Below are 23936 nucleotides of genomic sequence, written 5' to 3' on the forward strand. Positions count from 1 at the left end.
GCTGTCCTTCGCTGGGCCGGGTGCGGCCGGTCGGGGTGCGGAAAAATGTCGGGGGAGGCGGTGCGGAACGGTTCAGGTGGAGCGGCCCGCGGCCCGGACGACCACGTCGATGACGGCCTGGACCGTCTGCTCCACGGTGAGCTCGGAGGAGTCGATCGTCACGACGCCGTCGGCGGCCTCGGTGAAGTTCACGACCGTCGCGTCCTTGGCGTCCCGGCCCACGACCCGGGCCCGCAGCTGCTCGGCGTCCTCGACGCCGCCGTTCTGCAGGCCGCGCCGGGCCATCCGGGCCCGTTCGTCGGCGGTGAGCAGGATCCGGGCGTCGGCGTCCGGGGCCACCACGGTGGTGGTGTCCCGGCCCTCGGCCACGATCCGCCGGCCGCTGTCCGCGATGAGCTCCTGCTGGCGGGCCACCAGCACCGCCCGCGCGGCCTGGTTGGTGGCCACGGCGCTGACCGCCTCGGTCACCCGGGCGCCGCGGATCTCGACGCCCACGTCGGTCCCGCCCACGAACACCCGCTCCCGGTCGGGGTCGGTGCCCTGGGCGAGCGGGAAGGAGCGGGCGGCCTCGACCACGGCGCCGCCGTCGGAGAGGTCCACCCCGCGGTCGAGGCACCACCACGTCAGCGCGCGGTACATCGCGCCCGTGTCCAGGTAGGCGAGGCCGAAGCGGCGGGCGACCTCCTTGGACACGCTGGACTTGCCGGAGCCGGAGGGCCCGTCGATGGCGACGACCAGCTGCCGGCCGGCGGCGGCCGGCGTCCCGGTGCCGGGTGCTGCGCTGCGGGCGGTGTTCGTTCCGGTGTTCACTGCACGACCTTCCATCCGCGCTCCTGGAGCGCCTCGACGAGTTCCTTGCGGCGGTTGGGCAGCACGGAGACCTCCACGAGGCCCACGGGCTGGCCCGGGGAGTGCTCGAGGCGCAGGTCCTCGAGGTTGACGCCGATCTCCCCGATCTCGGTGAGCAGCCGGGCGATCTGCCCGGGGACGTCCCCGACGAGCACGGTGAGGGCCGCGAACGCGCGGGGCGCGCCGCCGTGCTTGCCCGGGATCCGGGCCCGGCCGGCGTTGCCCTCCGACATCAGCTGGGCGATGTCCAGCCGGGCGCCCGGGGCGCGCGGGGCCTCGAGCGTGGCGATGAGCCGGTCGAGGTCCTCGCGCACCCCGTGCAGGGACGCCACCACGGGAGCGGCGTTCGCGGAGAGGATCTGCACCCACAGGCCCGGGTCGGAGGCGGCGATGCGGGTAGTGTCCCGCAGCCCCTGGCCCGCGAGGGACAGGTGGTGCAGCGGGGTGTCCTGCAGCCGGGAGGCCAGCAGGGAGGACATCACCTGCGGCAGGTGGGAGATCAGCGCCACGGTCGCGTCGTGCTCGCGGGCGTCCATGAACGTGACCGTCGCCCCGAGGTCCACGGCCAGGTTCTTCGCCGCGGCCAGCGCCGCGGGCGCGGAGCGGCCCGAGTCGCACACGACCCAGGGCATGGACGTGAACAGCTCGCCGCGGGCGGCCACGGGGCCGGACTTCTCCCGCCCGGCCATGGGGTGGGTGCCCACGTAGCGGGTGAGGTCCCCGCCCCGGGCGCGCACGTCCTCCAGCACGGACTCCTTCACGGAGGCGATGTCGAGGACGACCGCCTCCGGGTGGCGTCCCAGCGCCTCGACCACGGTCTCGGCGGTGACGTCGGGCGGGGTGGCGACGACGACGAGGGCCGGCTCCGGCACCCGGTCCTGCCCCGCCGCGCGGCAGGAGCGGCCGGCGCCGATGTCCTGGGCCACGGCCTCGGCGGTGGGCGAGGAGTCCTGCAGCCAGACGTCCACGCCGAGGTGGCGCAGGCCCAGGCCGATGCTGGCGCCGAGCAGGCCGGCGCCGACCACGAGCACGGGCCCGGCGGTCGCCGCGGGGGTCGGCGGTGCGGTGGGGGTCTGCGTCACGGGCGCTCCCTACATGCCCACCGAGGCGAGGAGGTGCCCGACCTCGGTCTTCGACAGGCGGCGGATGGTGCCCTGGCGCTGGTCCCCGATCCGGATGGGGCCGACCTCGGTGCGCACGAGCTTCTCGACGGGGTGGCCCACGGCGTCGAAGAGCCGGCGCACGATGCGGTTGCGCCCGGAGTGCAGGACGACCTCGACGAGCAGGTGGCCGGGGGTGGAGTCCACGAGCCGGAAGGAGTCGACGGAGGCGATGCCGTCCTCGAGCTCGACGCCGGCCTTCATGGCCGCGCCGACGCCCTTCTCCATGGGCCCGCGGACCTGCACGAGGTAGGTCTTGGGGACCTCGTAGGAGGGGTGGGTGAGCCGGTTGGTCAGCTCGCCGTCGTTGGTCAGCAGCAGGAGGCCCTCGGTCTCGACGTCGAGGCGGCCCACGTGGAAGACGCGCTCGTTCTTCTGCTGGTTGAGGTAGTCGGCCACGCACGGCCGGCCCTCGGGGTCCTCCATGGTGGAGAGCACCCCCTCGGGCTTGTTGAAGGCGTAGTAGACGAGGTTCTCGTCGAGCTGCACGCGGACGCCGTCGACGTGGATCTCGACGGTGTCCGGGTCCACGCGGATGCCGAGCTCGGTGATGGTCTCCCCGTTGACCTGCACGCGGCCGGCCTCGATCATCTCCTCGCACACGCGCCGCGAGGCCACGCCGGCCTGGGCCATGAGCTTCTGCAGGCGCACCCCGTCCGGGTCGTGCTGGTCGAGCCGGTCCACGGGCGGGTTCTTGGGCCGGCGCTTGCGGTGCGGCGGGCGGTACGGGGTGGCGGGCATCCGCCGGGCGCTCTTCTCGGAGGACGCGAACGGGCGGGGCCCGCGGTCCTGACCGGTGCCCGTCGAGGACCCGCCCTTGGCTGCGCCACCCTTGCCGGCGCCCCCCTTGGCTGCGCCACTCTTGGCTGCGCCACCCTTGGCGGGGCCGCGGCCGGGAACGCCCTTCCCGCCCTGGAACGACGTGCCGCCCTGGCCGGTGCGGGGCTTCTGGCCGCCCTGGGAGCCGGGGGCGCGGCGGCCGCCGGGCCCGGGGCGGCCGGATGATGAACGTGAAGTGGCCATGGTGGTGTCTCAGTCCTCGTAGTGGTCGATCTGGTCGATGCCCGGCAGATGAGGGGCGATGTCGGGGAGCTCGTCGAGCGAGCCGATGCCCATCTTCTCCAGGAAGAACGTGGTGGTGCCGTAGAGCACGGCGCCGGACTCGCCGTCCCGCTCGAGCTCGCGGATCAGGCCTCGCTGCACGAGCGTGCGGACGACGCCGTCGACGTTGACCCCGCGGATCGCGGAGATGCGTCCCCGGCTCACGGGCTGGCGGTAGGCCACGACGGCCAGGGTCTCCAGGGCCGCCTGCGACAGCCGGGCGGTCTGTCCCTCCGCGACGAACGCGGAGACGACGGGGGCGAACTCGCTGCGCGAGTGGATCCGCCAGCCGGCACCGGTGCTGCGCAGCTCGAACCCGCGCGGCGCCAACGTCCCATCATACCCCGGATCGGCGGCGACGCCGTCGTACTCCGCGCGGAGCCGGTCGAGGACCCGCTGCACGGAGGCGACCGGGACCACGAGGGCGGCGGCGATCTCGTACTCGCTGACGGGCTCGTCGGCCACCATCAGGATCGCCTCGACGGCGGCCCGCACCCCGCCGGGCAGCGCCTCGAGGTCCGGTCCGTCCTCGGCCGCGGGGCTCACGCCGGGGCCCCCGAGACGGCCGGGACCCCGTCCGGGGCCGCGACGACGGCCGCCGGGCCTCCGGCGTCCTCGGACAGCCGGTCGGCGGTCCACCCGGTGCCCGCCCCGGTCCAGCGGACCGTCAGCTCCCCCAGCGGCTGCTCCTGGGCGAGCTCGAGCACCGCGTCCCGGTACATCTCGAGCAGCGCCAGGAACCGCACGACCACCGCGAGGGTGGACCCGGCGTCCGCGACGAGCACCCGGAAGGAGCGCGGGGCTCCGTCCTCGAGCAGCCCGGCGAGGATCTCCGCCTCGTCCCGGACCGTCACGGCGGCCCCGTGCAGGTGGTCCACCCCGACCTCCGCGGGCGCCCCGGGGCGGGGCACGAAGACGGAGCGGGCGATCGCGGCGAACTGCTCCGGCGTGGTCCGCCAGTCGAGCTCGGGCAGCACGGCCGCCACCTCCGGGTCCAGCGGCACCGACCGGGGCAGGCGGGTGGACTCGGCCCGCATCCGCTCGTCGAGCAGCACGGCCACCTCCTTGAACGCCTTGTACTGCAGCAGCCGGGCGAAGAGCAGGTCCCGCGCCTCCAGCAGGGCCACGTCCTCCTCGTCCTCGACCTCCCCGCGCGGCAGCAGCCGGGCGGCCTTGAGGTCCAGGAGCGTCGCGGCGACCACGAGGAACTCGCTGGCCTCGTCGAGGGCGCGGGGCGAGCCGATCTCGTGCAGGGCGCGCACGTACTGGAGGAACTCGTCCGTGACGGTGGCCAGCGCGATCCGGGTGATGTCCAGCTCGTGCTTGGCGATCAGGGAGAGCAGCACCTCGAAGGGCCCCGCGAAGTCCTCCAGCTGCACCGCGAAGCCGCCGGGACCCTCGGGGACCGGCGGCTCCTCGGGGTGCATCAGGGTGCGCCGCCGCGCGAGATGAGCTCCCGCGCCAGCTGACGGTAGGACTCGGCGCCCTGGTGGGCCGTGGCGAAGGAGAGGATGGGCTCGGCGGCCACCGTGGCGTCCGGGAACTTCACGGTGCGCTTGATGACGGTGTCGAAGACCTTGTCGCCGAAGGCGTCCACGATCCGGGCCATGACCTCGCGGGAGTGCAGGGTCCGGGAGTCGAACATCGTGGCGAGCACCCCGTCGATCTGCAGGCGGGGGTTGAGCCGGTCCTGGACCTTCTCGATGGAGTCCACGAGCAGCGCCACGGCGCGCAGGGCGAAGAACTCCGCGATGAGCGGGATGACCACCCCGTGCGCGGCGGTCAGCGCGTTGACCGTCAGCAGCCCCAGCGAGGGCTGGCAGTCGATGATGATGACGTCGTAGTGCTCCTCGAGCTTGCGCAGGGCACTGGCCAGCACCTGCTCGCGGGCCACCTCGGTGACGAGCTGCACCTCCGCCGCGGAGAGGTCGATGTTCGCGGGGAGCAGGTCGACGCCCTCGACGTCGGTCTCCTGGACCACGTCCCAGACGTCCACGGAGCGGTCCATCATGACGTTGTAGACCGTCAGCTCCAGCTCGTGCGGGTTGGCGCCGAGGCCGGCGGAGAGGGCGCCCTGCGGATCGAAGTCGACGAGCAGGACCTTGCGCCCCAGCTCGGCGAGCGCCGCGCCGAGGTTGATGGTCGAGGTGGTCTTCCCGACCCCGCCCTTCTGGTTGACCATCGCGATGATCCGGGCGGGCCCGTGGGTGGAGAGCTCGGGCGGCTCGGGGAAGTCGCGTGCGGGACGGCCGGTCAGGCCGACGGTTCCCGTCCCGGCCTCGCCCGTGCCGGGGTTCCTCTCGTCGCTCTGCTGGCTCACTCGTGGCACCGCTCTTTCGTTCGTGGTCGCGCTCGGGCGGACCGGCCCCGGGCACGGGGTGGCCCGGGCCGGACGGGCCGACCTGGGGTTTTCCTGGACTCGATCAGCTACCAGGGTACCGCCGCCGCCGGGCGGCCCCGAATTCCCGGGCACGGTGGAGCCGGCGGACGACGACGGCCCGCGCCCGCCGCGCCCCCTCGGGGGCGCGGCGGGCGCGGGCCGGACACGGGTCCCGGTGCGGGGACGGGTCAGCGCGCTCCGGCGCCGGCCGCGGCCTCGAGCTTCTCCGCGACGGAGTCCTCCACCCGGGCCCCGGGAGCGGTCTCGGCGGCGGGCCGGTCCTCGGCGGTGCCGTGCGAGTGGGCGGCCATGGTGGACTCGTCGAACCGGTCCTGGCCGGAGAGCACGCGCTCCACCTGGACGAGGTCGATCTCGCGGGTCCACTTGCCGATCAGCAGGGTGGCCACGGCGTTGCCGGTGAAGTTGGTCAGGGCGCGGGCCTCGGACATGAAGCGGTCGATGCCGACGATGATGCCGACCCCGTCGACCAGGTCGGGGCGGTGGGACTGCAGGCCGCCCGCCAGGGTGGCCAGGCCGGCGCCGGTGACCCCGGCGGCGCCCTTCGAGGCGATGATCATGAACACCAGGAGGGAGATCTGCTCGCCGATGGCCAGCGGGCTGCCCATCGCGGAGGCGACGAAGAGGGCGGCCATGGTCAGGTAGATGGCGGTGCCGTCCAGGTTGAAGGAGTAGCCGGTCGGGACCGTGACGCCGACCACGGGCTTGGAGACGCCCACGTGCTCCATCTTGGCGATGAGCCGGGGCAGGGCCGCCTCGGAGGAGGAGGTCGAGAAGATCAGCAGGTACTCGCGGCCCAGGTACTTCATGAGCCGGAAGATGTTGATCCCCGTGACCGCCTTCAGGAGCCCGCCCAGGACCACCACGATGAACAGGACGCAGGTGAGGTAAAAGGCGATCATCAAGGTGGCCATCGAGACGATGGCCTGGACGCCGGTCTCGCCGACCACACCGGCGATCGCGCCGAACGCCCCGATGGGGGCGACCCACATGACCATGATCAGGATCCGGAAGACCAGGGCCTGGACGTAGCCGACGGCCTTGAGCACGGGCTTGCCGGCCGGGCCCATCTGCTGCAGCGCGAAGCCCACGATGAGCGCCACGAACAGGGTCTGCAGGATGTTGCCCTCGGTCAGGGAGGACAGCAGGGACGTGGGGATGATGCCGAGCAGGAACCCGATGGTCCCGCCCTCCCCGTCGCCGTGGCCCGCGTCCGTGACCTCGTACTCCGAGCCCTGGATGTTCAGGCCCTCGCCCGGGTGGATGAGGTTGCCCACCACCAGGCCGATGCCCAGTGCCATGGTGGACATCGCCATGAAGTAGGCCAGGGCCAGGCCGCCGACCTTGCCGACGGTCGCCGCCTTGGCGATGGAGCCGACGCCCAGGACGATCGTGCAGAAGATGATGGGGGCGATCATCATCTTGATCAGGGCGATGAACGCGGTGCCGACCGGCTTGAGCGTCTGGGCGAATTCGGGGGCCAGGAGGCCCAGGACGGCGCCGGCGACGACGGCGACGATCACGAAGACGTACAGGTAGTGCGTCCTGTCCTTCTTCTGCTTCTGGGCGGGCGGCTGCGGGTCGACGGGGTCCGTGGCGACGGTGGCCATGCTTGTCCTCCGGTTCGGGTGGGTAGCGCGGTGGGGTGGAGCGCGGGACCCGGGATCGGGCCGATGTGACGAGTCTCACCGCGGCCCGGCGCCCTGTCGTGTTGTGGTCATAATGGTCGTGACGCCCACCACAACAGAGGGAGGGACGACCGGGAGATCAAGGAGCGGACATGTCCCTGGCCCGGCGCTTCTTCCTGATGCAGCTCGCCGTCGTCGCGCTGGTGACCCTCGCCGTCTCCCTGGTCCTGTTCGCCCACGAGCGCGGCGCGGTCGTGGAGCGCGCCGAGGCGGTGACCCGGGTCCTCGCCACGGCCCTCGCGGACGACCCGTACGTGCTCGAGGCGGTGGGCGGGCCGGACCCGCACGCCGTGCTGCAGCCGCTCACGGACCGGCTGCTCGCGGACACGGACCTCGACTTCGTCACGATCATGGCCCCGGACGGCACCCGCTGGACGCACCCCCTGCCCTCCTCGGTCGGCGAGGCCTACCGCGGGGACCGCTCGCACGCGCTCGCCGGGCAGACCTGGACCAGCACGGAGCGCGGCAACCTCGGCCCCTCCGTGCGCACGATCACCCCGGTCCGGGACGGGGACGGCGCGGTCGTGGCGCTCGTGGCCACCGGTGTCCTCCTCGAGGCCGTCTCGCAGCAGGCGCTCGCCCAGCTGCCGGCGGTGCTCCTCGTCGGGCTGCTGCTGCTGGCCGCGTCGGCGACGGTCGCGGCCCTCGGCTCCCGGTACCTGGGCCGGGTCACCCACGGCTGGGGGCCGGAGGAGCTCGCCCAGGTGCACGCGCTGCACGACGCCGTGCTCAACGAGGCCACGGAGGGCCTCCTGCTCGTGGACACGACCGGCGCGGTGCAGGTGCTCAACGCCCGGGCGCGGGAGCTGCTCGGGGTCCGGGCGCCGGCGGCCCCGGGACCGGCCCGGCACGAACCCCTCCCCGTCGCGGACCTGGACCTGCCGGACGCGCTGGCGGTCCTCCTGCGCGCCGGCGCGCCCGTGCAGGAGCAGTGGTTCGTGGTCGGGGAGCGCACCCTCATCGTCTCGGCCCTCCCGGCCCGCGGAGCGCTCGCGGGGCGCGGCACGATCGTGATCCTGCGGGACCACACCGAGATCTCGCGGCTCTCGGGACAGCTGCGCGCCACCGCGACGCTGGCCGGGGCGCTGCGGGCCCAGACCCACGAGCACGCCAACCGCATGCACACGGTCGTCTCCCTGCTGGAGCTCGGCCGGGACGAGGAGGCCCTCGGCTTCGCCTCGGCGGACATGGTGCGCACCCGGGTGCTGTCCGACGACCTCCTCGCCCACCTCGACGACCCGTTCCTCGCGGCCCTGCTGGTCGGCAAGACCGCCGCGGCCCACGAGCGCGGCGTGGAGCTGGAGGTCGTCGTCGACCCGGACGCGCCCCGGATCCCCGTCTCCCCCGCCGACCTCGTGACCCTCGTCGGCAACCTCGTCGACAACGCCGTCGAGGCCGCCGCGGCCAACGCCGACCGGGTCCGCCCGGTCGTCGAGGTCGAGATCGCCCGGGCGCCCGACGCCGCGGACCCCGCCCGGGACGCGGTCGTGATCACCGTCGCCGACACCGGGATGGGGGTCCCCGACGACCTCTCCCGGGAGGTGTTCGAGCTCGGCGTCACCACGAAGCCGGCCGGCCCGGAGGGCCGCGGCGTGGGCCTGCACCTGGTGCGGGAGGTCGTCGAGCGGTGGGGCGCGCGGATCGAGCACCGCAACGACGGCGGGGCCGTGTTCACGGTGACCGTCCCGGTGGCCCGCGACGCCGCGGCGGGGCGGGCCCCGTGAGCGCGCCGGTCCGCGTCCTGGTCGTCGACGACGAGCCGCTCACCGCCGCCGCCCACGCCCAGTACGTCGAGCGCTCACCGGGCTTCGAGGCGGCCGCCACCGCCGTGTCCGGGCGGACGGCCGTGCAGGCCGTGCAGGCCGCCCGGCGGGCGGGGCGACCCGTGGACCTGGTGCTGCTGGACGTGAACCTGCCGGACATGTCCGGTCTCGACGTGGCACGGACCCTGCGCGCCCGCGGCGAGACGGTGGACCTGCTGGTGATCACGGCGCACCGGGACGTGGCGACCGTCCGGGCCGCGAGCACCCTGGGCGTGGTCGGCTACCTCATCAAGCCCTTCACCTACGCCGTGTTCGAGGAGAAGCTCGACGCCTACCGGCGCTACCGCTCCGCCCTGGGCGCGGCCGGGACGGTGGGCCAGGCGGAGGTGGACCGCGCGTTCGCGGCCCTGGGCGCGCCCACCCGCCCGGACGCGCCCAAGGGCCTGTCCCCGCAGACCCTCGAGTCCGTCACCGCGCTGATCCGGGGCGGGGAGTGGCTCTCGGCCGGTGAGGTCGCCGAGCGCAGCACGCTGTCCCGGGTCACGGCGCGGCGCTACCTCGAGCACCTGACGGCCCGGGGCCTCGTGCAGCGCCGCCCGCGCCACGGCACCCCCGGGCGGCCCGAGCTCGAGTACGGCTGGGCCGGGCAGGACGTCTCCCCCGGCCGCTGACCCCGTGCCGTGCGCCGGAGCGTCACGAACCGCTCGGCGGGCGCAGCACGCCCTCGAGGGCCTCCAGCACGGAGGCGTCCTCGATCGTCGAGGGCACGGTGTAGTCCTCGCCGTCGGCCATCTGCCGCATGGTCTTGCGCAGGATCTTCCCCGAGCGGGTCTTGGGGAGCCCCTCCACCACGGCCACGTCCTTGAAGTCCGCCACCGCCCCGATCTGCCGGCGCACGAGCGCCACGAGCTCCTCCCGGAGCTGCTCCGGCGGGACGTCGGCACCGGTCTTGAGCACCACGTACCCGGACGGCCGCTGGCCCTTCAGCGGGTCCCCCACCCCGATCACGGCGCACTCGGCCACCGCCGGGTGGGAGGCGAGGACCTGCTCCATGGCCCCGGTGGACAGGCGGTGCCCGGAGACGTTGATGACGTCGTCGGTGCGCCCCATGACGTAGACGTAGCCGTCCTCGTCCACGTGGCCGGAGTCGCCCGTGGCGTAGTAGCCGGGGAACGCGCTGAGGTAGGAGTCCACGAACCGCTGGTCGTCGCCCCACAGCGTGGGGAGCGTGCCCGGCGGCAGCGGGAGGCGCAGGGCGATGTTGCCCTCCTCGCCGGTCTCCACCGGCCGGCCCAGCGGGTCCAGGATCTCCACCCGGTAGCCCGGCACCGGCACGGACGGCGAGCCGGCCTTCAGGGGCAGCCGCTCGATCCCGAAGGGGTTGGCGCAGATGGCCCACCCCGTCTCCGTCTGCCACCAGTGGTCGACGACCGGGACGCCCAGCACCCGGGCGGCCCAGTGGTACGTCTCCGGGTCGAGCCGCTCCCCCGCCACGAACAGGGCCCGCAGGGAGCCGATGTCGTGCCGGCGCACCAGCTCGCCCTCGGGATCCGCCCGGCGGATGGCCCGCAGGGCCGTGGGCGCCGTGAACAGCACCTTGACGCCGTGGTCCTCGACGCGCTGCCAGAACGCCCCGGCGTCCGGGGTGCCCACGGGCTTGCCCTCGTAGAGCACGGTCGTGGCGCCGGCCAGGAGCGGGCCGTAGACGATGTAGGAGTGGCCCACCACCCAGCCGACGTCGGACGCGGTCCACATCACCTCGCCGGGGCCGACGTCGTAGATGTGGCGCATGGACCACGTCAGGGCCACGGCGTGCCCGCCGTTGTCGCGGACCACGCCCTTGGGGGTCCCGGTGGTCCCGGAGGTGTACAGGACGTAGAGCGGGTCGGTGGCCGCGACCGGGACGGGCGCCGCGGGCTCGGCGCCCTCGACGGCCTCCGCCCAGTCGAGCCACTCGACGGCCGGCTGCCCGCCGGCCCCGGCCCGGCCCCGGGCGTCCTCGAGCGTCGTCTCGAACCCCGGGCGCTCGTGCACCAGCACCGTCCCGGGGGCGTGCTCGGCGAGCCGCAGGGCCTCCTCGATGGCCGGGATGTACTCGATCCGCCGCCTCGGCTCCACCCCGCCGGTCGTGGTCACCACCACGACCGGCCGGGAGTCGTCGATGCGGGAGGCGAGCTCCTTCGGGGCGAACCCGCCGAAGACCACCGAGTGCACCGCGCCCAGCCGGGCGCAGGCGAGCATTGCCACGACGGCCTGCGGGATCATCGGGAGGTAGACGAGCACCCGGTCGCCCTTGCCCACCCCCCGGGCGGCGAGCGCCCCGGCGAACAGGGCGACGTCGTCCCGCAGGCGCGCGTAGCTGAACCGCTCCTGGACCCCCAGCACCGCGGAGTCGTAGACGAGCGCGGTGCGCTCGCCGTGACCGGCCTCCACGTGCCGGTCGAGGGCGTTGTAGGAGGTGTTGAGCTCGCCGTCGGGGAACCAGCGGTAGAGCGGGGCTGCGGTGTCGTCGAGGGCGGTGGTGGGCTCGCGCACCCAGTCCACGGCGCGGGCGGCGTCGAGCCAGAACTCCTCCGGGTCCTGCACGCTGCGGCGGTAGACCTCCGCGTAGCCCTCGGCCGGCGGCGGTGTTCGGTGGTCGGTGCTCATGGGTCCCTCCCAGGGGTTGCGGTCCTGCCGGACACCCTAGTGGTGCAGGTCACACACGACAAGACCTCTGTATACACAGATGCACGATCGAGCCGATCCGGACCAAATCCCTCGTCAACTGCACCGAACTGTGTATACAATGCTCGTGCATTGTGATGCCTGTCACCCAGAGTCCGCGGCGCACTCCCCGTCGCGGGCGACAAGAGCGAGGAGGGAGCCGTGCGAGCCAGCGACCGCGCCTACGAGGCCCTGCGCGAGGACATCGTCGAATGGCGGCTGCTCCCGGGCCAGGTGCTCGGCGAGGTCGAGCAGTCGGAGCGCTTCGGCATCTCGCGCACGCCGATCCGCGAGGCCCTCAGCCGGCTCACCGCCGACGGTCTCGCGGAGGCGCACCGGGGCCGCGGCGTCGTGGTCTCCCAGGTCTCCCTCGAGGACGTCCGCGCCCTGTTCGAGCTGCGGGAGGCCCTCGACTGCCGGGCGGCCCGGCTGGCCGCCCGGCGCCGCGACCCCGTCGCGTTCCAGGAGCTGGCCGCCGAGCTCGAGGCGGTCGTGGCCCAGCTCCACGGGCCGGGCACGGACCGGGCCGGGTACTACGACCTCGTGGAGCGCATGGACCGCGCCATCGACGAGGCCACGGCCAATCCGTACCTCACCGCGGCCCAGCGCTCCCTGCGCCTGCACCTGGCCCGGGTGCGCAAGCTCTCCCGCACCAACCCCGACCGGCTCGCGCGCGCCGCCGCCGAGCACGCCCAGATCGCCCGCGCCGTCGCGGAGGGCTCCGAGGAGCTCGCCGAGGCGGCGACCCGTGTGCACCTGGCCAACTCGCTGCAGGCCGTCCTGACCACCCCTGTCCGGGAGTGGGTCCAGCCCGCTCCCCCGCTCGAGGCCGCCGGCTGAGCGCGGACACCCCTTCGACCGCCGCCGGCGGTCGTCCGTCCCCACGAGAGGAACTCCCATGACCGTTCTCCATTCCGTGCGCGTCCACCCGTCCAAGGACAACCTGCCCCGCGAGGAGCAGCTGGCCTGGAAGATGGCCGAGGTCGCCGCCGACCCGGTCGAGGTCACCCCAGAGGTGACGGAGATGGTGATCAACCGGGTCCTGGACAACGCCTCGGTCGCGATCGCCTCCCTCAACCGCGACCCGATCGTCTCCGCCCGGGACCAGGCCCTGGCCCACGCGCCCACCCCGGGCGGCACGGGCTCGGGCCTCTACGGCGTGGACACCGCCACCCGCAAGGTCTCCCCCGAGTGGGCGGCGTGGGCCAACGGCGTGGCCGTGCGCGAGCTCGACTACCACGACACGTTCCTGGCCGCCGAGTACTCCCACCCCGGCGACAACATCCCCCCGATCCTGGCCGTGGCCCAGCACGTGGGGGCCACCGGCCACGACCTGGTCCGCGGCATTGCCACCGGCTACGAGCTGCAGGTGGACCTCGTGAAGGCGATCTGCCTGCACGCCCACAAGATCGACCACGTCGCCCACCTCGGCCCCTCCGCGGCCGCCGGGATCGGCACCCTGCTCGGCCTGCCCGTGGAGACGGTCTTCCACGCCATCGGCCAGGGCCTGCACACCACCACCGCCACCCGCCAGTCCCGCAAGGGCGAGATCTCCACCTGGAAGGCCCACGCCCCGGCCTTCGCCGGGAAGATGGCCGTGGAGGCCGTGGACCGCGCCATGCGCGGGCAGACCTCCCCCACCCCCATCTACGAGGGCGAGGACGGGGTCATCGCCTGGCTGCTGGACGGCCCGGGTGCGGCCTACGAGGTCCCGCTGCCGGCCCCGGGCGAGGCCAAGGCCGCGATCCTGGACACCTACACCAAGGAGCACTCGGCGGAGTACCAGGCGCAGGCCTGGATCGACCTGGCCCGCAAGCTGCACCGCGAGCACCCCGAGGCAAAGGACCCCGACAACGTGACCTCGGTGGTGATCCGCACCAGCCACCACACCCACTACGTCATCGGCTCCGGGGCCAACGACCCGCAGAAGTACGACCCCACCGCATCGCGGGAGACCCTCGACCACTCGATCCCCTACATCTTCACCGTGGCCCTGCAGGACGGCACCTGGCACCACGTGGACTCCTACGCCCCGGAGCGCGCCGGACGCCCGGACACCGTCGAGCTGTGGCAGAAGGTGACCACCGCCGAGGACCCCGAGTGGACCCGCCGCTACCACTCCCTGGACATCAGCGAGAAGGCCTTCGGCGGGTCGGTGGAGATCACCCTCACCGACGGCACCGTGATCACCGACGAGATCGCCGTGGCCGACGCCCACCCGCTGGGCGCCCGCCCGTTCGCCCGCGAGCAGTACGTCACCAAGCTGCGGACGCTGGCCGCCGGGATCGTCGCCGACGACGAGCTGGACCGGTTCATCGCCGCCGCCGAGAACCTCCCGGCCCTGGGCGCCGGCGAGCTCGACGCCCTCAACGTCACCGCCTCGCATCCCCTGCGCACCGGCACGAAGGGAATCTTCTAAGCCATGCTGTTCTCCACCACCACCCCCGAGGCCAAGCGGATCGCCCTGCGCGAGATGCTGGCCGGCCCGTCCACCGTCCGCTTCCCCGGCGCCTACACCCCGCTGTCCACGAAGCTCATCCAGGAGCAGGGCTTCGACGGCGTCTACATCTCCGGGGCCGTACTCGCCAACGAGCTCGGCTTCCCCGACATCGGGCTCACCGCCCTGCCCGAGGTGGCCGCCCGGGCCGGGCAGATCGCCCGGGTGACCGACCTGCCGTGCCTCGTCGACGCCGACACCGGCTTCGGCGAGCCCATGAACGTGGCCCGCACCGTCCAGGAGCTCGAGAACGCCGGCCTGGCCGGGTGCCACATCGAGGACCAGTTCAACCCCAAGCGCTGCGGCCACCTGGACGGCAAGAACGTCGTGGACCTGGCCACCGCCGTCAAGCGGATCCGGGCCGCCGCCGAGGCCCGCCGGGACCCGAACTTCCTGATCATGGCCCGCACCGACATCCGCGGCGTCGAGGGCCTGGACGCCGCCACCGACCGGGCGAAGGCCCTGGTGGACGCCGGGGCGGACGCGATCTTCCCCGAGGCCATGGCCGACCTGTCCGAGTTCGAGGCGATGCGGGCCGCGGTGGACGTGCCGATCCTGGCGAACATGACCGAGTTCGGGAAGTCGCAGCTGTTCACCGCCGACCAGCTCCAGGACGCCGGGGTGAACATGATCATCTACCCGGTGACCCTGATGCGCGCCGCCCTGGGCGCCATGGAGCGCGTGCTGGACACCCTCCGCACCGACGGCACCCAGGAGGCGGCCGTGCCGGAGATGCTCACTCGCGCCCGGCTCTACGAACTGGTGGACTACAACGGGTACAACCAGTTCGACTCCGGGGTCTTCGACTTCGAGGTCCCCGGGCTGCACCACTGACCGCACCCACCGCACCGACCACGTGAAGGAGACCACCATGACCGAGACCCAGAGCGAGGTCCACAAGGGACTGGCCGGCGTCGTCGCCGACTACACGGCCATCTCCAAGGTCAACCCGGACACCAACTCCCTGCTCTACCGCGGCTATCCCGTCCAGGAGCTCGCGGCGAACTGCTCCTTCGAGCAGGTCGCCCTGCTGCTGTGGAACGGGGAGCTGCCCACGGACGAGGAGCTGGCGGAGTTCCGGGCCCGGGAGCGGGAGCACCGGGCGCTGACGCCCGAGCTCAAGGCGATCATCGACGCCCTGCCGACCACCTGCCACCCCATGGACGTGTGCCGCACCGCGGCCTCCGTCCTGGGCGCCCAGGACCCGCAGGCCGAGGACTCCTCCCCCGCGGCGAACCTGGCCAAGGCGCAGAAGCTGTTCGCGGCGATGCCCGCCGTCGTCTGCTACGACCAGCGCCGACGCCGCGGCCAGGACGTGGTGGCCCCGCGCGACGACCTCGACTACTCGGCGAACTTCCTGTGGATGGCCTTCGGCGAGGAGGCCGACCCCCAGGTCGTCGAGGCGTTCAACGTGTCGATGATCCTCTACGCCGAGCACTCCTTCAACGCCTCGACGTTCACGGCCCGGGTGGTGACCTCGACCCTGTCGGACCTGCACTCGGCGGTCACGGCCGCCATCGGCGCGCTCAAGGGCCCGCTGCACGGCGGGGCCAACGAGGCCGTCATGGAGACGTTCGTGGAACTGGGCATCCGCAAGGAGGAGACCGAGGCCGAGGCCGAGACCCGCGCCAAGGCCTGGATGGACGAGGCCCTGGCGGCGAAGAAGAAGGTCATGGGCTTCGGCCACCGCGTGTACAAGCACGGTGACTCGCGGGTGCCCACCATGAAGGCGGCCCTGGACACGATGGTCGCCCACTACGGCCGGGGCGAGCTGCTGGGCCTGTACAACGGGCTCGAGCGGTCCATGGACCAGGCGAAGGGCATCAAGCCCAACCTCGACTACCCCGCCGGTCCCACCTACTGGCTCATGGGCTTCGACATCCCCACGTTCACCCCGCTGTTCGTGGCCGCCCGGATCACCGGCTGGACCGCGCACGTCATGGAGCAGGTGGCCGCCAACTCCCTGATCCGCCCGCTGTCCGAGTACAACGGCCCGGACGAGCGGCACCTGTAGCGCGCCGGGCGGGCGGGGGCGGGACGCGGCGGGCTCAGTAGGTGGGCGCCGCGGGCAGCCCCATGTAGTGCTCGAGCGTGGGGATGTCCTGGTCGACCATGCCGGAGGCCACGTGCACGCCGACGTAGCGCAGGTGCCACGGCTCGTAGGCGTAGCCCGTGGTCGCGGTCCGGCCGCGGGGATACCGCACGACGAAGCCGTGCTCGTGGGCGTGCTCGCGCGCCCACGCCCCGGCCGGGGTCCCCTCGAAGCAGCTCTGCAGACCGCACTCCCCGCTCGGGTCGCCGATGTCCATGACCAGCCCGGTCTGGTGCTCGCTGTGACCCGGCCTCGCCGAGATCAGGTCCGCCTGCGCCTGCCCGTAGCGCGCCACGTAGTCGCGGTAGAGGCCGGCCTGCGTGGCGTAGGAGCGGTAGCCGCTGACCGCGGTCAGGGGCGCCCCGTCCGCCGCCGCGGCCCGCTGCATCCGCCGGAACGCCGCGGCGGCGTCCGCCCGCAGGAGCTGCCCGCCCACGGACTCGAGGGGGCGCGGCACGTGGTCGGCCGGGTCGAGGGGGCGGCGCTTGTTGACGACGACGTACACCGACGCGGCACGGTCGATCTCCCGGACCACCCGGGTTCCGGCGCCGCGGGCCCAGCTGACGGACCCGCGCTGGAAGGTCTGACGGCAGCCGCCGCCCGTGCAGGACTCCGCCGAGACCGGATACCCCAGGGCGCCGTGCTCCGCGCCGTGGCGCAGCCAGGCCGCCCGGATGCCGCCGCCGGTGGGATGCGCCCCGCTCGGCCGCGACCACACCACGACCCCGCCCTCGAAGGCCTGGTGGCAGCCGGCGTCGCGCAGTCCGCACACCTCACGGCCCACGGGGTAGCCCAGCGGCCCCCGCTCGTGGTCCTGCGCGGCCCACGCCGCACGGATCGCACCCCACGTGGGACGGGCCCCGGTCCGCGGGGACCAGTGGATGGTCCCGCGCTCGAACTTCTGGTAGCAGCCGCCCCGGACGAGCCCGCACCGCTCGGCCCCCAGGGCCCGGCCGAGCCGGCCGTCCGCTCCCCCGAGCCGCTGGTGCTCGGCCTGGATCGCCGTGGCCCCGAACGCCGGGGTGACCAGGCCGGGGAGGATCAGTCCCGGGAGGGCCAGTCCCAGGGCGAACAGCAGGACGAGCAGCGTCCGGCCCGTCCGCCCGGTCCTCCGCGTGCTGGGCTGCGTGGTCTGCCGTGTGCTGTGCCGCGTGGTCTCGCGCATGACGTCCCCGTCCGTCCGCCGAGCGGAGCGCTCGGGCGTGCGTCCAGGCTAGGCCGCCGGCGGGCCTTCCCGAAAGCACCGGCGCGTGTGTGACCCCGCCGGGACGCGCTGCCGGTGACCCGCCCCGGCTACCGGGCGCGGGGGTGGGCTGCGGCGTAGACCTCGCGCAGGGAGTCGACGGTCACCAGGGTGTAGACCTGGGTGGTGCTGACCGACGCGTGGCCGAGCAGCTCCTGGACGACCCGCAGGTCGGCGCCGCCCTCGAGGAGGTGGGTCGCGAAGGAGTGGCGCAGCGTGTGCGGGGTGATCCGGTCGCCCAGGCCCACCCGCTCCGCCGCGCTCTTCACCGTGGTCCACGCCGTCTGGCGGCTGATCCGCTCGCCCCGGGCGTTGAGGAACAGCGCGGGGGTGCCTCGTCCCCGGGCGGCGAGCGCGGGCCGGCCCCGCACGAGCCACTCGTCCACGGCGCGCACGGCCCAGGAGCCGAGCGGCACCATCCGTTCCTTGCCGCCCTTGCCGAACAGCCGCACGAAGGGCATCCCCGCTCCGCTCTCCTCCGGTTCCCCGCTGCGGCGCACGGCCCGGGAGAGGTCGTCGACGTCGAGGCCGGTCGCCTCCGAGATCCGGGCGCCCGTCGAGTAGAGCAGCTCCAGCAGCGCCCGGTCGCGCAGCTGCTGGGGGGTGTCGGTGCCGGTCGACTCGAGCAGCGCGGTGACCTGCTCGACCGGGACGGCCTTGGGCAGGCGCATCCCGGGCGTGGGCGGCTGGACGGGGGCCGCGGGGTCCGTGCGCGTCATCCCCTCGAGGACCCAGAACCGGTGGGCGCCCCGGACCGCGACGAGGGTGCGGGCGGCGCTGCGGGTGCTCAGGGGCGCGCTGTCCTGCGACCCGGCGGACAGGTCCCGGAGGAAGTCGCGCACGTGACCGGTGGTGATGCCCTCCGGGGTGGTCACGGGCGGGTCCGTCCGCTCGCGGAGGTGCTCGGCGTAGCGGCGCAGGTCCCGGCGGTAGGCGGCCAGCGTGTTGGCGGCCAGCCCCCGTTCGACGGCCAGGTGCTGCAGATAGCGCTCCAGGGCGCGGTCGAGCGCGTCGCCGGGGTGGTCACCGGACGGGGCGCCGGGCGAGGTCCCGGACGTCCCGCCGGTGGGGAGGCCGGTCACCGGAGGTCGGGGTGACCGGGCCACGGGGCGTCGGCCGGGCGCAGGGACCGGTAGCCCTCCGCCCGGGCGGCGTGGGCGGCAAGGACCCCGATCACCGCGGCGGGCGAGTTCAGCCGGCCCTCCAGCACCGCCCGCACCGCTCCGTCGAGCGGGACCCACGCCCCGTGGATCTCCGCCTCCTCGCCGTCCCGCTCGTGGAGCTCGTGGTCGGGGACGTCGCTGAGACCACGGGCCAGGAAGATCCGGTTGGCCTCCGAGGAGGAACCGGGGCTGTTGTGGAAGTCCACGAGCACGTCCCAGCGCTCGGCCCGCAGGTCGGCCTCCTCCGCGAGCTCCCGCTGGGCCGCCACGGCGGGGTCCTCCCCCTCGACGTCGAGCAGGCCGGCGGGGATCTCCCACATGGTCATCCCGACCGGCCGGCGGTACTGGTTGATCAGGAACACCTCGTCGCGGTCGTTGAGCACGAGCACGGACACCGCGCCGGGGTGGGTGATGTAGTCGCGCCGCAGCGGGTCCTCCCCCCGGGCGAGCTCGAACTCGTCGCGCCGGACGTCCCAGATGAAGCCCTCGTAGACCGTCTCGGAGGCCACCGTGCGGCGGACGCTGAGCTGGTCGGAGAGCTCCTCGGGTGCGAGGTGGCGGATGTCCATGGGGTCCCTTTCGGAGCGGCCGCCGTCGCGGGGCGACGGGAGCGGCGGGCGGGGTGCGGGTGGGGAGACGGTGCAGGCGCCGGTCCTCGCGAGGACCGGCGCCTGCACCGGGACGCCCGTGCGGTGACGGGCGGGGGCTCAGCGGCCCTCGGCCTGACGGCGCTCGAGGGCCGCCTTGACGAGCCCGTCGAACAGCGGGTGCGGGCGGGTCGGGCGGGACATGAGCTCGGGGTGCGCCTGGGTGCCCACGTAGTACGGGTGGACGTCGGCGGGCAGCTCCACGAACTCCACGAGGGTGCCGCCCGGAGAGGTCCCGGAGATCACGAGCCCCGCCTCCTCGAGGCGCTCGCGGTACTCGTTGTTGACCTCGTAGCGGTGACGGTGGCGCTCCTTGACCTCGGTGGAGCCGTAGGCGCCGGCCACGACGGACCCGGGCCGCAGCTGCGCGTCGTAGAGGCCGAGCCGCATGGTGCCGCCCAGGTCACCGGCACCCTCGACGAACTGCTTCTGCTCGTCCATGGTCGCCACGACCGGGTGGGCGGTCTCCGGCTCGAACTCGGTCGAGGAGGCCCCGGCCAGGCCGAGCTCCGAGCGGGCGAACTCGATGACCATGCACTGCAGGCCCAGGCACAGCCCGAGGGTCGGGATGCGGTGCTCCCGGGCGAAGCGCAGGGTGCCGAGCTTGCCCTCGATGCCGCGGATGCCGAAGCCCCCGGGGACGCAGATCGCGTCGACGTCGCCGAGCTCGCGCTGGGCGCCCTCCGGCGTCTCGCACAGGTCCGAGGCCACCCACTTGATCTTCACGCGGGCGTCGTTGGCGAAGCCGCCGGCCCGCAGGGCCTCGGAGACCGACAGGTAGGCGTCCGGCAGGTCGATGTACTTGCCGACCATGGCCACCGTGACGAAGTGGGAGGGCTCGTGCACGGCCTTGAGCAGCCGCTCCCACTGCGCCAGGTCCGCGTCCCGGTAGTCCAGCCCCAGGTAGTCGAGGATGTAGGTGTCGAGCCCCTGGGTGTGCAGGGTCCGGGGGATGTCGTAGATGCTCGGGGCGTCGGGGCAGGAGATCACGGCGTCGTGGTCGACGTCGCAGGCGTTGCCGATCTTGCGCAGCATCGTGTCCGGCACCTGCCGGTCGGAGCGCAGCACCAGCGCGTCCGGCTGGATGCCGAGCCCGCGCAGCGCCGCCACGGAGTGCTGGGTCGGCTTGGTCTTCAGCTCGCCCGAGGGACCGATGTACGGGATCAGGGAGACGTGCAGGTAGAACACGTTGCGGCGTCCGACGTCCTGGCGGACCTGCCGCGCGGCCTCGAGGAACGGCTGGGACTCGATGTCGCCGACCGTGCCGCCGATCTCGGTGATGATGATGTCCGGCTGGTCGTCGCCCTGCGCGCGGCGGCGCATGCGGTTCTTCAGCTCGTCGGTGATGTGGGGGATGACCTGGACGGTGTCCCCGAGGTACTCGCCGCGGCGCTCCTTGGCGATGACCGTGGAGTACACCTGTCCGGTGGTCACGTTCGCCGAGGCGTCGAGGTTCTCGTCGAGGAACCGCTCGTAGTGGCCGATGTCGAGGTCGGTCTCCGCCCCGTCGTCGGTCACGAAGACCTCGCCGTGCTGGAAGGGGTTCATGGTGCCCGGATCGACGTTGAGGTACGGATCCAGCTTCTGCATCGTCACGGAGAGCCCGCGCGCCCGCAGCAGCATCCCGAGGGACGAGGCCGTCAGGCCCTTGCCGAGGGAGGAGGCCACGCCGCCCGTCACGAAGATCTGGCGGGTCACCTTGCCCGGTCGCTGGTTTTCGGTCTGCTGTGCGCCGGCCTCGTGGGCGGCTTCGTTTGCATTCACCACGGAATTCGACCCTATCATTCTTGTCCGCTCAGGACGTCGGTTGCGTGCTGGGGATCACCGGGCGGCGGCACCTCAGAGCACCGCGCCGCGGACGAGCTCCCGGGCGTGCTCACGGGCCGCCGCGGAGTCCTCGTGGCCGGCGAGCATGCGGGCGAGCTCCACCACGCGCTCCTCCGCGTCGAGCACGCGCACGTCGCTGACCGTGGCGTCCGTGCTCTTGGTGACGAGGATGTGCTGGTCGGCGAACGCCGCGACCTGCGGCAGGTGCGTCACCACGAGGACCTGGACGTGCTGGGCGAGCATCTTCAGCCGGCGGCCGATCTCCACGGCGGCCTTGCCGCCCACCCCCGAGTCCACCTCGTCGAAGACGAAGGTGGGCACGGGGTCCACGGCGGCGAGGACCACCTCGATGGCGAGCATGAGGCGGGACAGCTCACCGCCGGAGGCGCCCTTGCCGAGGGGCCGGGGCGCGGCGGCGGCGTGCGGTCTGAGGAGGAACGAGATCTCGTCCCTCCCGTGGCCGGAGAACTCCTCGGTGGGCTCGACCTCGATGACGAGGGAGGCGTTGGGCATGGCCAGTGCCGTGAGCTCGGAGCTGACGGCACCGGAGAGCCGGTGGGCGGCGTCCCGGCGCCGTTCGGTCATCCGCGCGGCCAGCTCGCTCAGCTCGGCGTGCAGCTGCTCGAGCCGCGCCCGGAGCTCCTGCTCCCGCGCGGGGTCGTCCGTCAGCTCGTCGAGGCGCGCCCGCGAGCGCCCCGCCCAGTCGAGGACCTCGTCCACGGTGGCGCCGTACTTGCGGGTCAGGGACTTGAGCTTGGCCCGCCGGGACTCCACCTCGGCCAGGCGGGCGGGGCCCTCGTCGTCGAGCCCCGAGGCGTAGCCCGAGAGGTCCGCGGCGATGTCGTTGACGAGCACGGCCAGCTCGGCGACCCGCCCCGACAGCTCCTCGAGATCACGGTCGGAGCCGGCCTCCTGCTCCAGGGCCCGGTGCGCCGCCGCCACGAGGGCGGTCGCGTCCGGGGTGTCGGCGTCGGCGAACTCCCCGCCGCTCAGAGCGGCGTGGGCCGTGAGGGCGGCGGCGCGCAGCTGCTCGAGGTTGGTCAGCTTCTGGCTCTCCTGGTCGAGGCGCTCGTCCTCGCCGGGCTGGGGGTCCACGGCGTCGATCTCCTCGAGGGCGCCCTGCAGGCTCTGCGCCTCGAGGGCGCGTTCGCGGCCGTGCTCGGTGACCTCGCGCAGGGTCTGCTGCACGGAGCGGTACTCGGCGAGGCGCTCCCGGTAGCGGCGCAGCTCGGCGGCCAGCTCCTCCCCCGCGTACTGGTCCAGGGCGTGGCGCTGGGCGGCCGGGGACCTCAGCCGCAGCTGGTCGGACTGGCCGTGCACCGCCACCAGGGTCTGGCCCACCGCGGAGAGGGTGCCCACGGGAGCGGAGCGGCCACCGACGTGGGCGCGGCTGCGCCCCTCCGCGGTCACCGTCCGCGCGACGGTGACGAGGGCCTCCTCGGCGTCCCCGACGGCCTCGACGTCGACCGCGCCGCCGGCGTCCTCGACGAGGACCGCGGCGGGATGGCCGGCCGGCACCCGCACGACGGCCTCGGCGACGGCCTTGGGCGCCCCGGAGCGCACGGCGCCGGCGTCGGAGCGGTTGCCCAGCAGCATCCCGAGGGCGGTCACCACCATGGTCTTGCCCGCGCCGGTCTCACCGGAGAGGATGCTCAGCCCCGGGCCGAGGGGCAGCACGGCGTCGGTGATGACCCCGAGGTCGTGGATGCGGATCTCCTCGATCATTCAGCCGGCCTCCCCGGACTCGTCGCGGGTGCGGTGGGCGCCGGGGCGTCCGGCTCGTGCGGCATCTCGTGCCCGACGGTGGACTTCTGCTGCTCCTGCGCCTCGTCGCCGCGGACGACGGGCAGGGCCGTGGTCCGCGCCGCGGCCGCCTCGTGCGGGGGCACCGGCCCCCGCCAGCCGCTCGTGGGCAGCTCGAACTTCCGCACGAGCCGCTCCGAGAAGGGGGTGAGGTGCATCCGCGCGAGATTGACCGCCTTCGGGGAGCGCACCACCTCGATCCGGGAGCCCGGCGGCAGCTCGGTGGTCCGGCGGCCGTCGCACCACAGCACGCCGCGGGCGTCGGTGCGGGTGAGGACCTCGACGGCCATCATGGAGTTCGGGGAGATGACCAGGGGCCGGGAGAACAGGGCGTGGGCGCTGAGGGGCACCATGAGCAGCGCCTCGACCTCTGGCCACACCACGGGCCCGCCTGCGGAGAACGCGTAGGCGGTGGATCCGGTCGGGGTGGCGAGGACCACACCGTCGCACCCGAAGGTGCTCAGCGGCCGGCGGTCCACCTCGATGACCACCTCGACCATCTTCTCGCGGTCGCCCTTCTCCACCGAGGCCTCGTTCAGCGCCCAGGTGTGCAGGACCTTCTTCTCGCCCTGCCACACGGTGACGTCGATCGTCATGCGCTGCTCCACCGTGTAGCGCCCGTCCACGATGGCCTCCACGGACTCGCGCAGGTCGGAGCGCTCGCTCTCGGCGAGGAAGCCCACGTGGCCCAGGTTGACCCCGAGCAGCGGGGTGTCAACGCTGCGCACCAGTTCGGCGGCGCGCAGGATGGACCCGTCCCCGCCGAGCACCATGACGAGCTCGATCTCCCGCAGGGAGACGTCCTCCTCGATGACCTCCACGGGCGCGAGCGGCTCCGCGTCCTCCTGGAGCGCCTCGAGGTCCGCCCGCGAGATCACCGGCACCAGGCCGGCCTCGTGCAGCTGGAGACAGGAGTCGCGGGCGGCGTCCTTGGCCTCTTGCCGGCCCATGTGGGCCATGACCAGGATCTTTCTGCTCACCGGGTCCTCCCGTTCTCGA

The 23936-nt window shown here is 73.6% G+C and carries 20 protein-coding genes; 6 read left to right on the forward strand and 14 right to left on the reverse strand.

Annotated features, from left to right (window positions below; all coding sequences use genetic code 11):
* Positions 1-72 precede the first annotated feature (72 nt).
* From cmk to EQG70_RS11425, 7 genes are all read right to left on the reverse strand, one after another.
* On the reverse strand, positions 73-810 hold the full coding sequence (gene cmk / locus EQG70_RS11395; RefSeq protein ID WP_419095466.1) for a (d)CMP kinase: 738 nt from the start codon (positions 808-810) through the stop codon (positions 73-75).
* Positions 807-1931: a prephenate dehydrogenase gene (locus EQG70_RS11400; protein ID WP_109268741.1), complete on the reverse strand. Its 1125-nt coding sequence runs from the start codon at positions 1929-1931 to the stop codon at positions 807-809. Before EQG70_RS11400 ends, cmk begins: the two co-directional genes overlap by 4 nt.
* A gap of 9 nt (positions 1932-1940) precedes the next feature.
* The gene (locus tag EQG70_RS11405) at positions 1941-3032 is read right to left on the reverse strand and encodes a pseudouridine synthase (RefSeq protein WP_109268740.1); all 1092 of its coding nucleotides are present in this window, start codon (positions 3030-3032) and stop codon (positions 1941-1943) included.
* Positions 3033-3041: 9 nt separating this feature from the next.
* Positions 3042-3656, reverse strand: coding sequence for an SMC-Scp complex subunit ScpB (gene scpB, locus EQG70_RS11410; protein WP_109268739.1), 615 nt, complete (start codon positions 3654-3656; stop codon positions 3042-3044).
* Positions 3653-4537, reverse strand: a complete 885-nt coding sequence (locus EQG70_RS11415) for a segregation and condensation protein A (protein WP_109268738.1) — start codon at positions 4535-4537, stop codon at positions 3653-3655. Before EQG70_RS11415 ends, scpB begins: the two co-directional genes overlap by 4 nt.
* Positions 4537-5430: a ParA family protein gene (locus EQG70_RS11420; protein WP_017833723.1), complete on the reverse strand. Its 894-nt coding sequence runs from the start codon at positions 5428-5430 to the stop codon at positions 4537-4539. The genes EQG70_RS11415 and EQG70_RS11420 overlap by 1 nt, the downstream gene beginning before the upstream one ends.
* Before the next feature lie 248 nt (positions 5431-5678).
* Entirely contained in the window at positions 5679-7118 is a 1440-nt protein-coding gene (locus EQG70_RS11425; protein WP_017834263.1) for a C4-dicarboxylate transporter DctA, read from the reverse strand.
* A 170-nt stretch (positions 7119-7288) separates the two neighbouring features.
* Here EQG70_RS11425 and EQG70_RS11430 point away from each other — a divergent pair, with 170 nt between their 5' ends.
* Together EQG70_RS11430 and EQG70_RS11435 are read left to right on the forward strand one after the other, a co-directional pair.
* Positions 7289-8920: a sensor histidine kinase gene (locus EQG70_RS11430; protein WP_109268737.1), complete on the forward strand. Its 1632-nt coding sequence runs from the start codon at positions 7289-7291 to the stop codon at positions 8918-8920.
* Positions 8917-9630, forward strand: coding sequence for a response regulator (locus EQG70_RS11435; protein ID WP_017834265.1), 714 nt, complete (start codon positions 8917-8919; stop codon positions 9628-9630). Before EQG70_RS11430 ends, EQG70_RS11435 begins: the two co-directional genes overlap by 4 nt.
* A gap of 22 nt (positions 9631-9652) precedes the next feature.
* Here EQG70_RS11435 and EQG70_RS11440 read toward each other — a convergent pair whose 3' ends face one another.
* The gene (locus EQG70_RS11440) at positions 9653-11608 is read right to left on the reverse strand and encodes an AMP-binding protein (RefSeq protein ID WP_109268736.1); all 1956 of its coding nucleotides are present in this window, start codon (positions 11606-11608) and stop codon (positions 9653-9655) included.
* A 219-nt stretch (positions 11609-11827) separates the two neighbouring features.
* On the opposite strand from EQG70_RS11440, the gene EQG70_RS11445 reads away from it, so the two are divergent.
* Genes EQG70_RS11445 through EQG70_RS11460 form a run of 4 tightly spaced genes read left to right on the forward strand, consistent with a single transcriptional unit; the run spans position 11828 to position 16176 of the window.
* Entirely contained in the window at positions 11828-12505 is a 678-nt protein-coding gene (locus EQG70_RS11445) for a GntR family transcriptional regulator (protein WP_017834267.1), read from the forward strand.
* Positions 12506-12563: 58 nt separating this feature from the next.
* Positions 12564-14084, forward strand: coding sequence for an MmgE/PrpD family protein (locus EQG70_RS11450; protein WP_095651629.1), 1521 nt, complete (start codon positions 12564-12566; stop codon positions 14082-14084).
* Positions 14085-14087: 3 nt separating this feature from the next.
* A complete protein-coding gene (prpB, locus tag EQG70_RS11455; RefSeq protein WP_035924072.1) occupies positions 14088-14996 on the forward strand; it encodes a methylisocitrate lyase in 909 nt (302 codons plus the stop codon).
* Positions 14997-15033: 37 nt separating this feature from the next.
* Entirely contained in the window at positions 15034-16176 is a 1143-nt protein-coding gene (locus tag EQG70_RS11460; protein WP_109223012.1) for a bifunctional 2-methylcitrate synthase/citrate synthase, read from the forward strand.
* Positions 16177-16210: 34 nt separating this feature from the next.
* Here EQG70_RS11460 and EQG70_RS11465 read toward each other — a convergent pair whose 3' ends face one another.
* From EQG70_RS11465 to EQG70_RS11490, 6 genes are all read right to left on the reverse strand, one after another.
* Positions 16211-17419 (reverse strand): D-alanyl-D-alanine carboxypeptidase family protein, encoded by a 1209-nt coding sequence (locus EQG70_RS11465; protein WP_109268735.1) that lies wholly within the window; start codon positions 17417-17419, stop codon positions 16211-16213.
* Positions 17420-17547: 128 nt separating this feature from the next.
* Positions 17548-18579, reverse strand: a complete 1032-nt coding sequence (locus EQG70_RS11470; protein ID WP_109268734.1) for a site-specific tyrosine recombinase XerD — start codon at positions 18577-18579, stop codon at positions 17548-17550.
* Entirely contained in the window at positions 18576-19229 is a 654-nt protein-coding gene (locus EQG70_RS11475) for an NUDIX domain-containing protein (protein ID WP_109268733.1), read from the reverse strand. The genes EQG70_RS11470 and EQG70_RS11475 overlap by 4 nt, the downstream gene beginning before the upstream one ends.
* Positions 19230-19367: 138 nt before the next feature.
* Entirely contained in the window at positions 19368-21092 is a 1725-nt protein-coding gene (locus EQG70_RS11480) for a CTP synthase (RefSeq protein WP_280115151.1), read from the reverse strand.
* Positions 21093-21146: 54 nt separating this feature from the next.
* The gene (recN, locus tag EQG70_RS11485) at positions 21147-22859 is read right to left on the reverse strand and encodes a DNA repair protein RecN (RefSeq protein WP_035924075.1); all 1713 of its coding nucleotides are present in this window, start codon (positions 22857-22859) and stop codon (positions 21147-21149) included.
* Positions 22856-23917, reverse strand: a complete 1062-nt coding sequence (locus EQG70_RS11490) for an NAD kinase (protein WP_081994162.1) — start codon at positions 23915-23917, stop codon at positions 22856-22858. Before EQG70_RS11490 ends, recN begins: the two co-directional genes overlap by 4 nt.
* Positions 23918-23936 lie beyond the last annotated feature (19 nt).

This window comes from Kocuria rosea (genome assembly GCF_006094695.1).
Lineage (GTDB): Bacteria > Actinomycetota > Actinomycetes > Actinomycetales > Micrococcaceae > Kocuria > Kocuria rosea.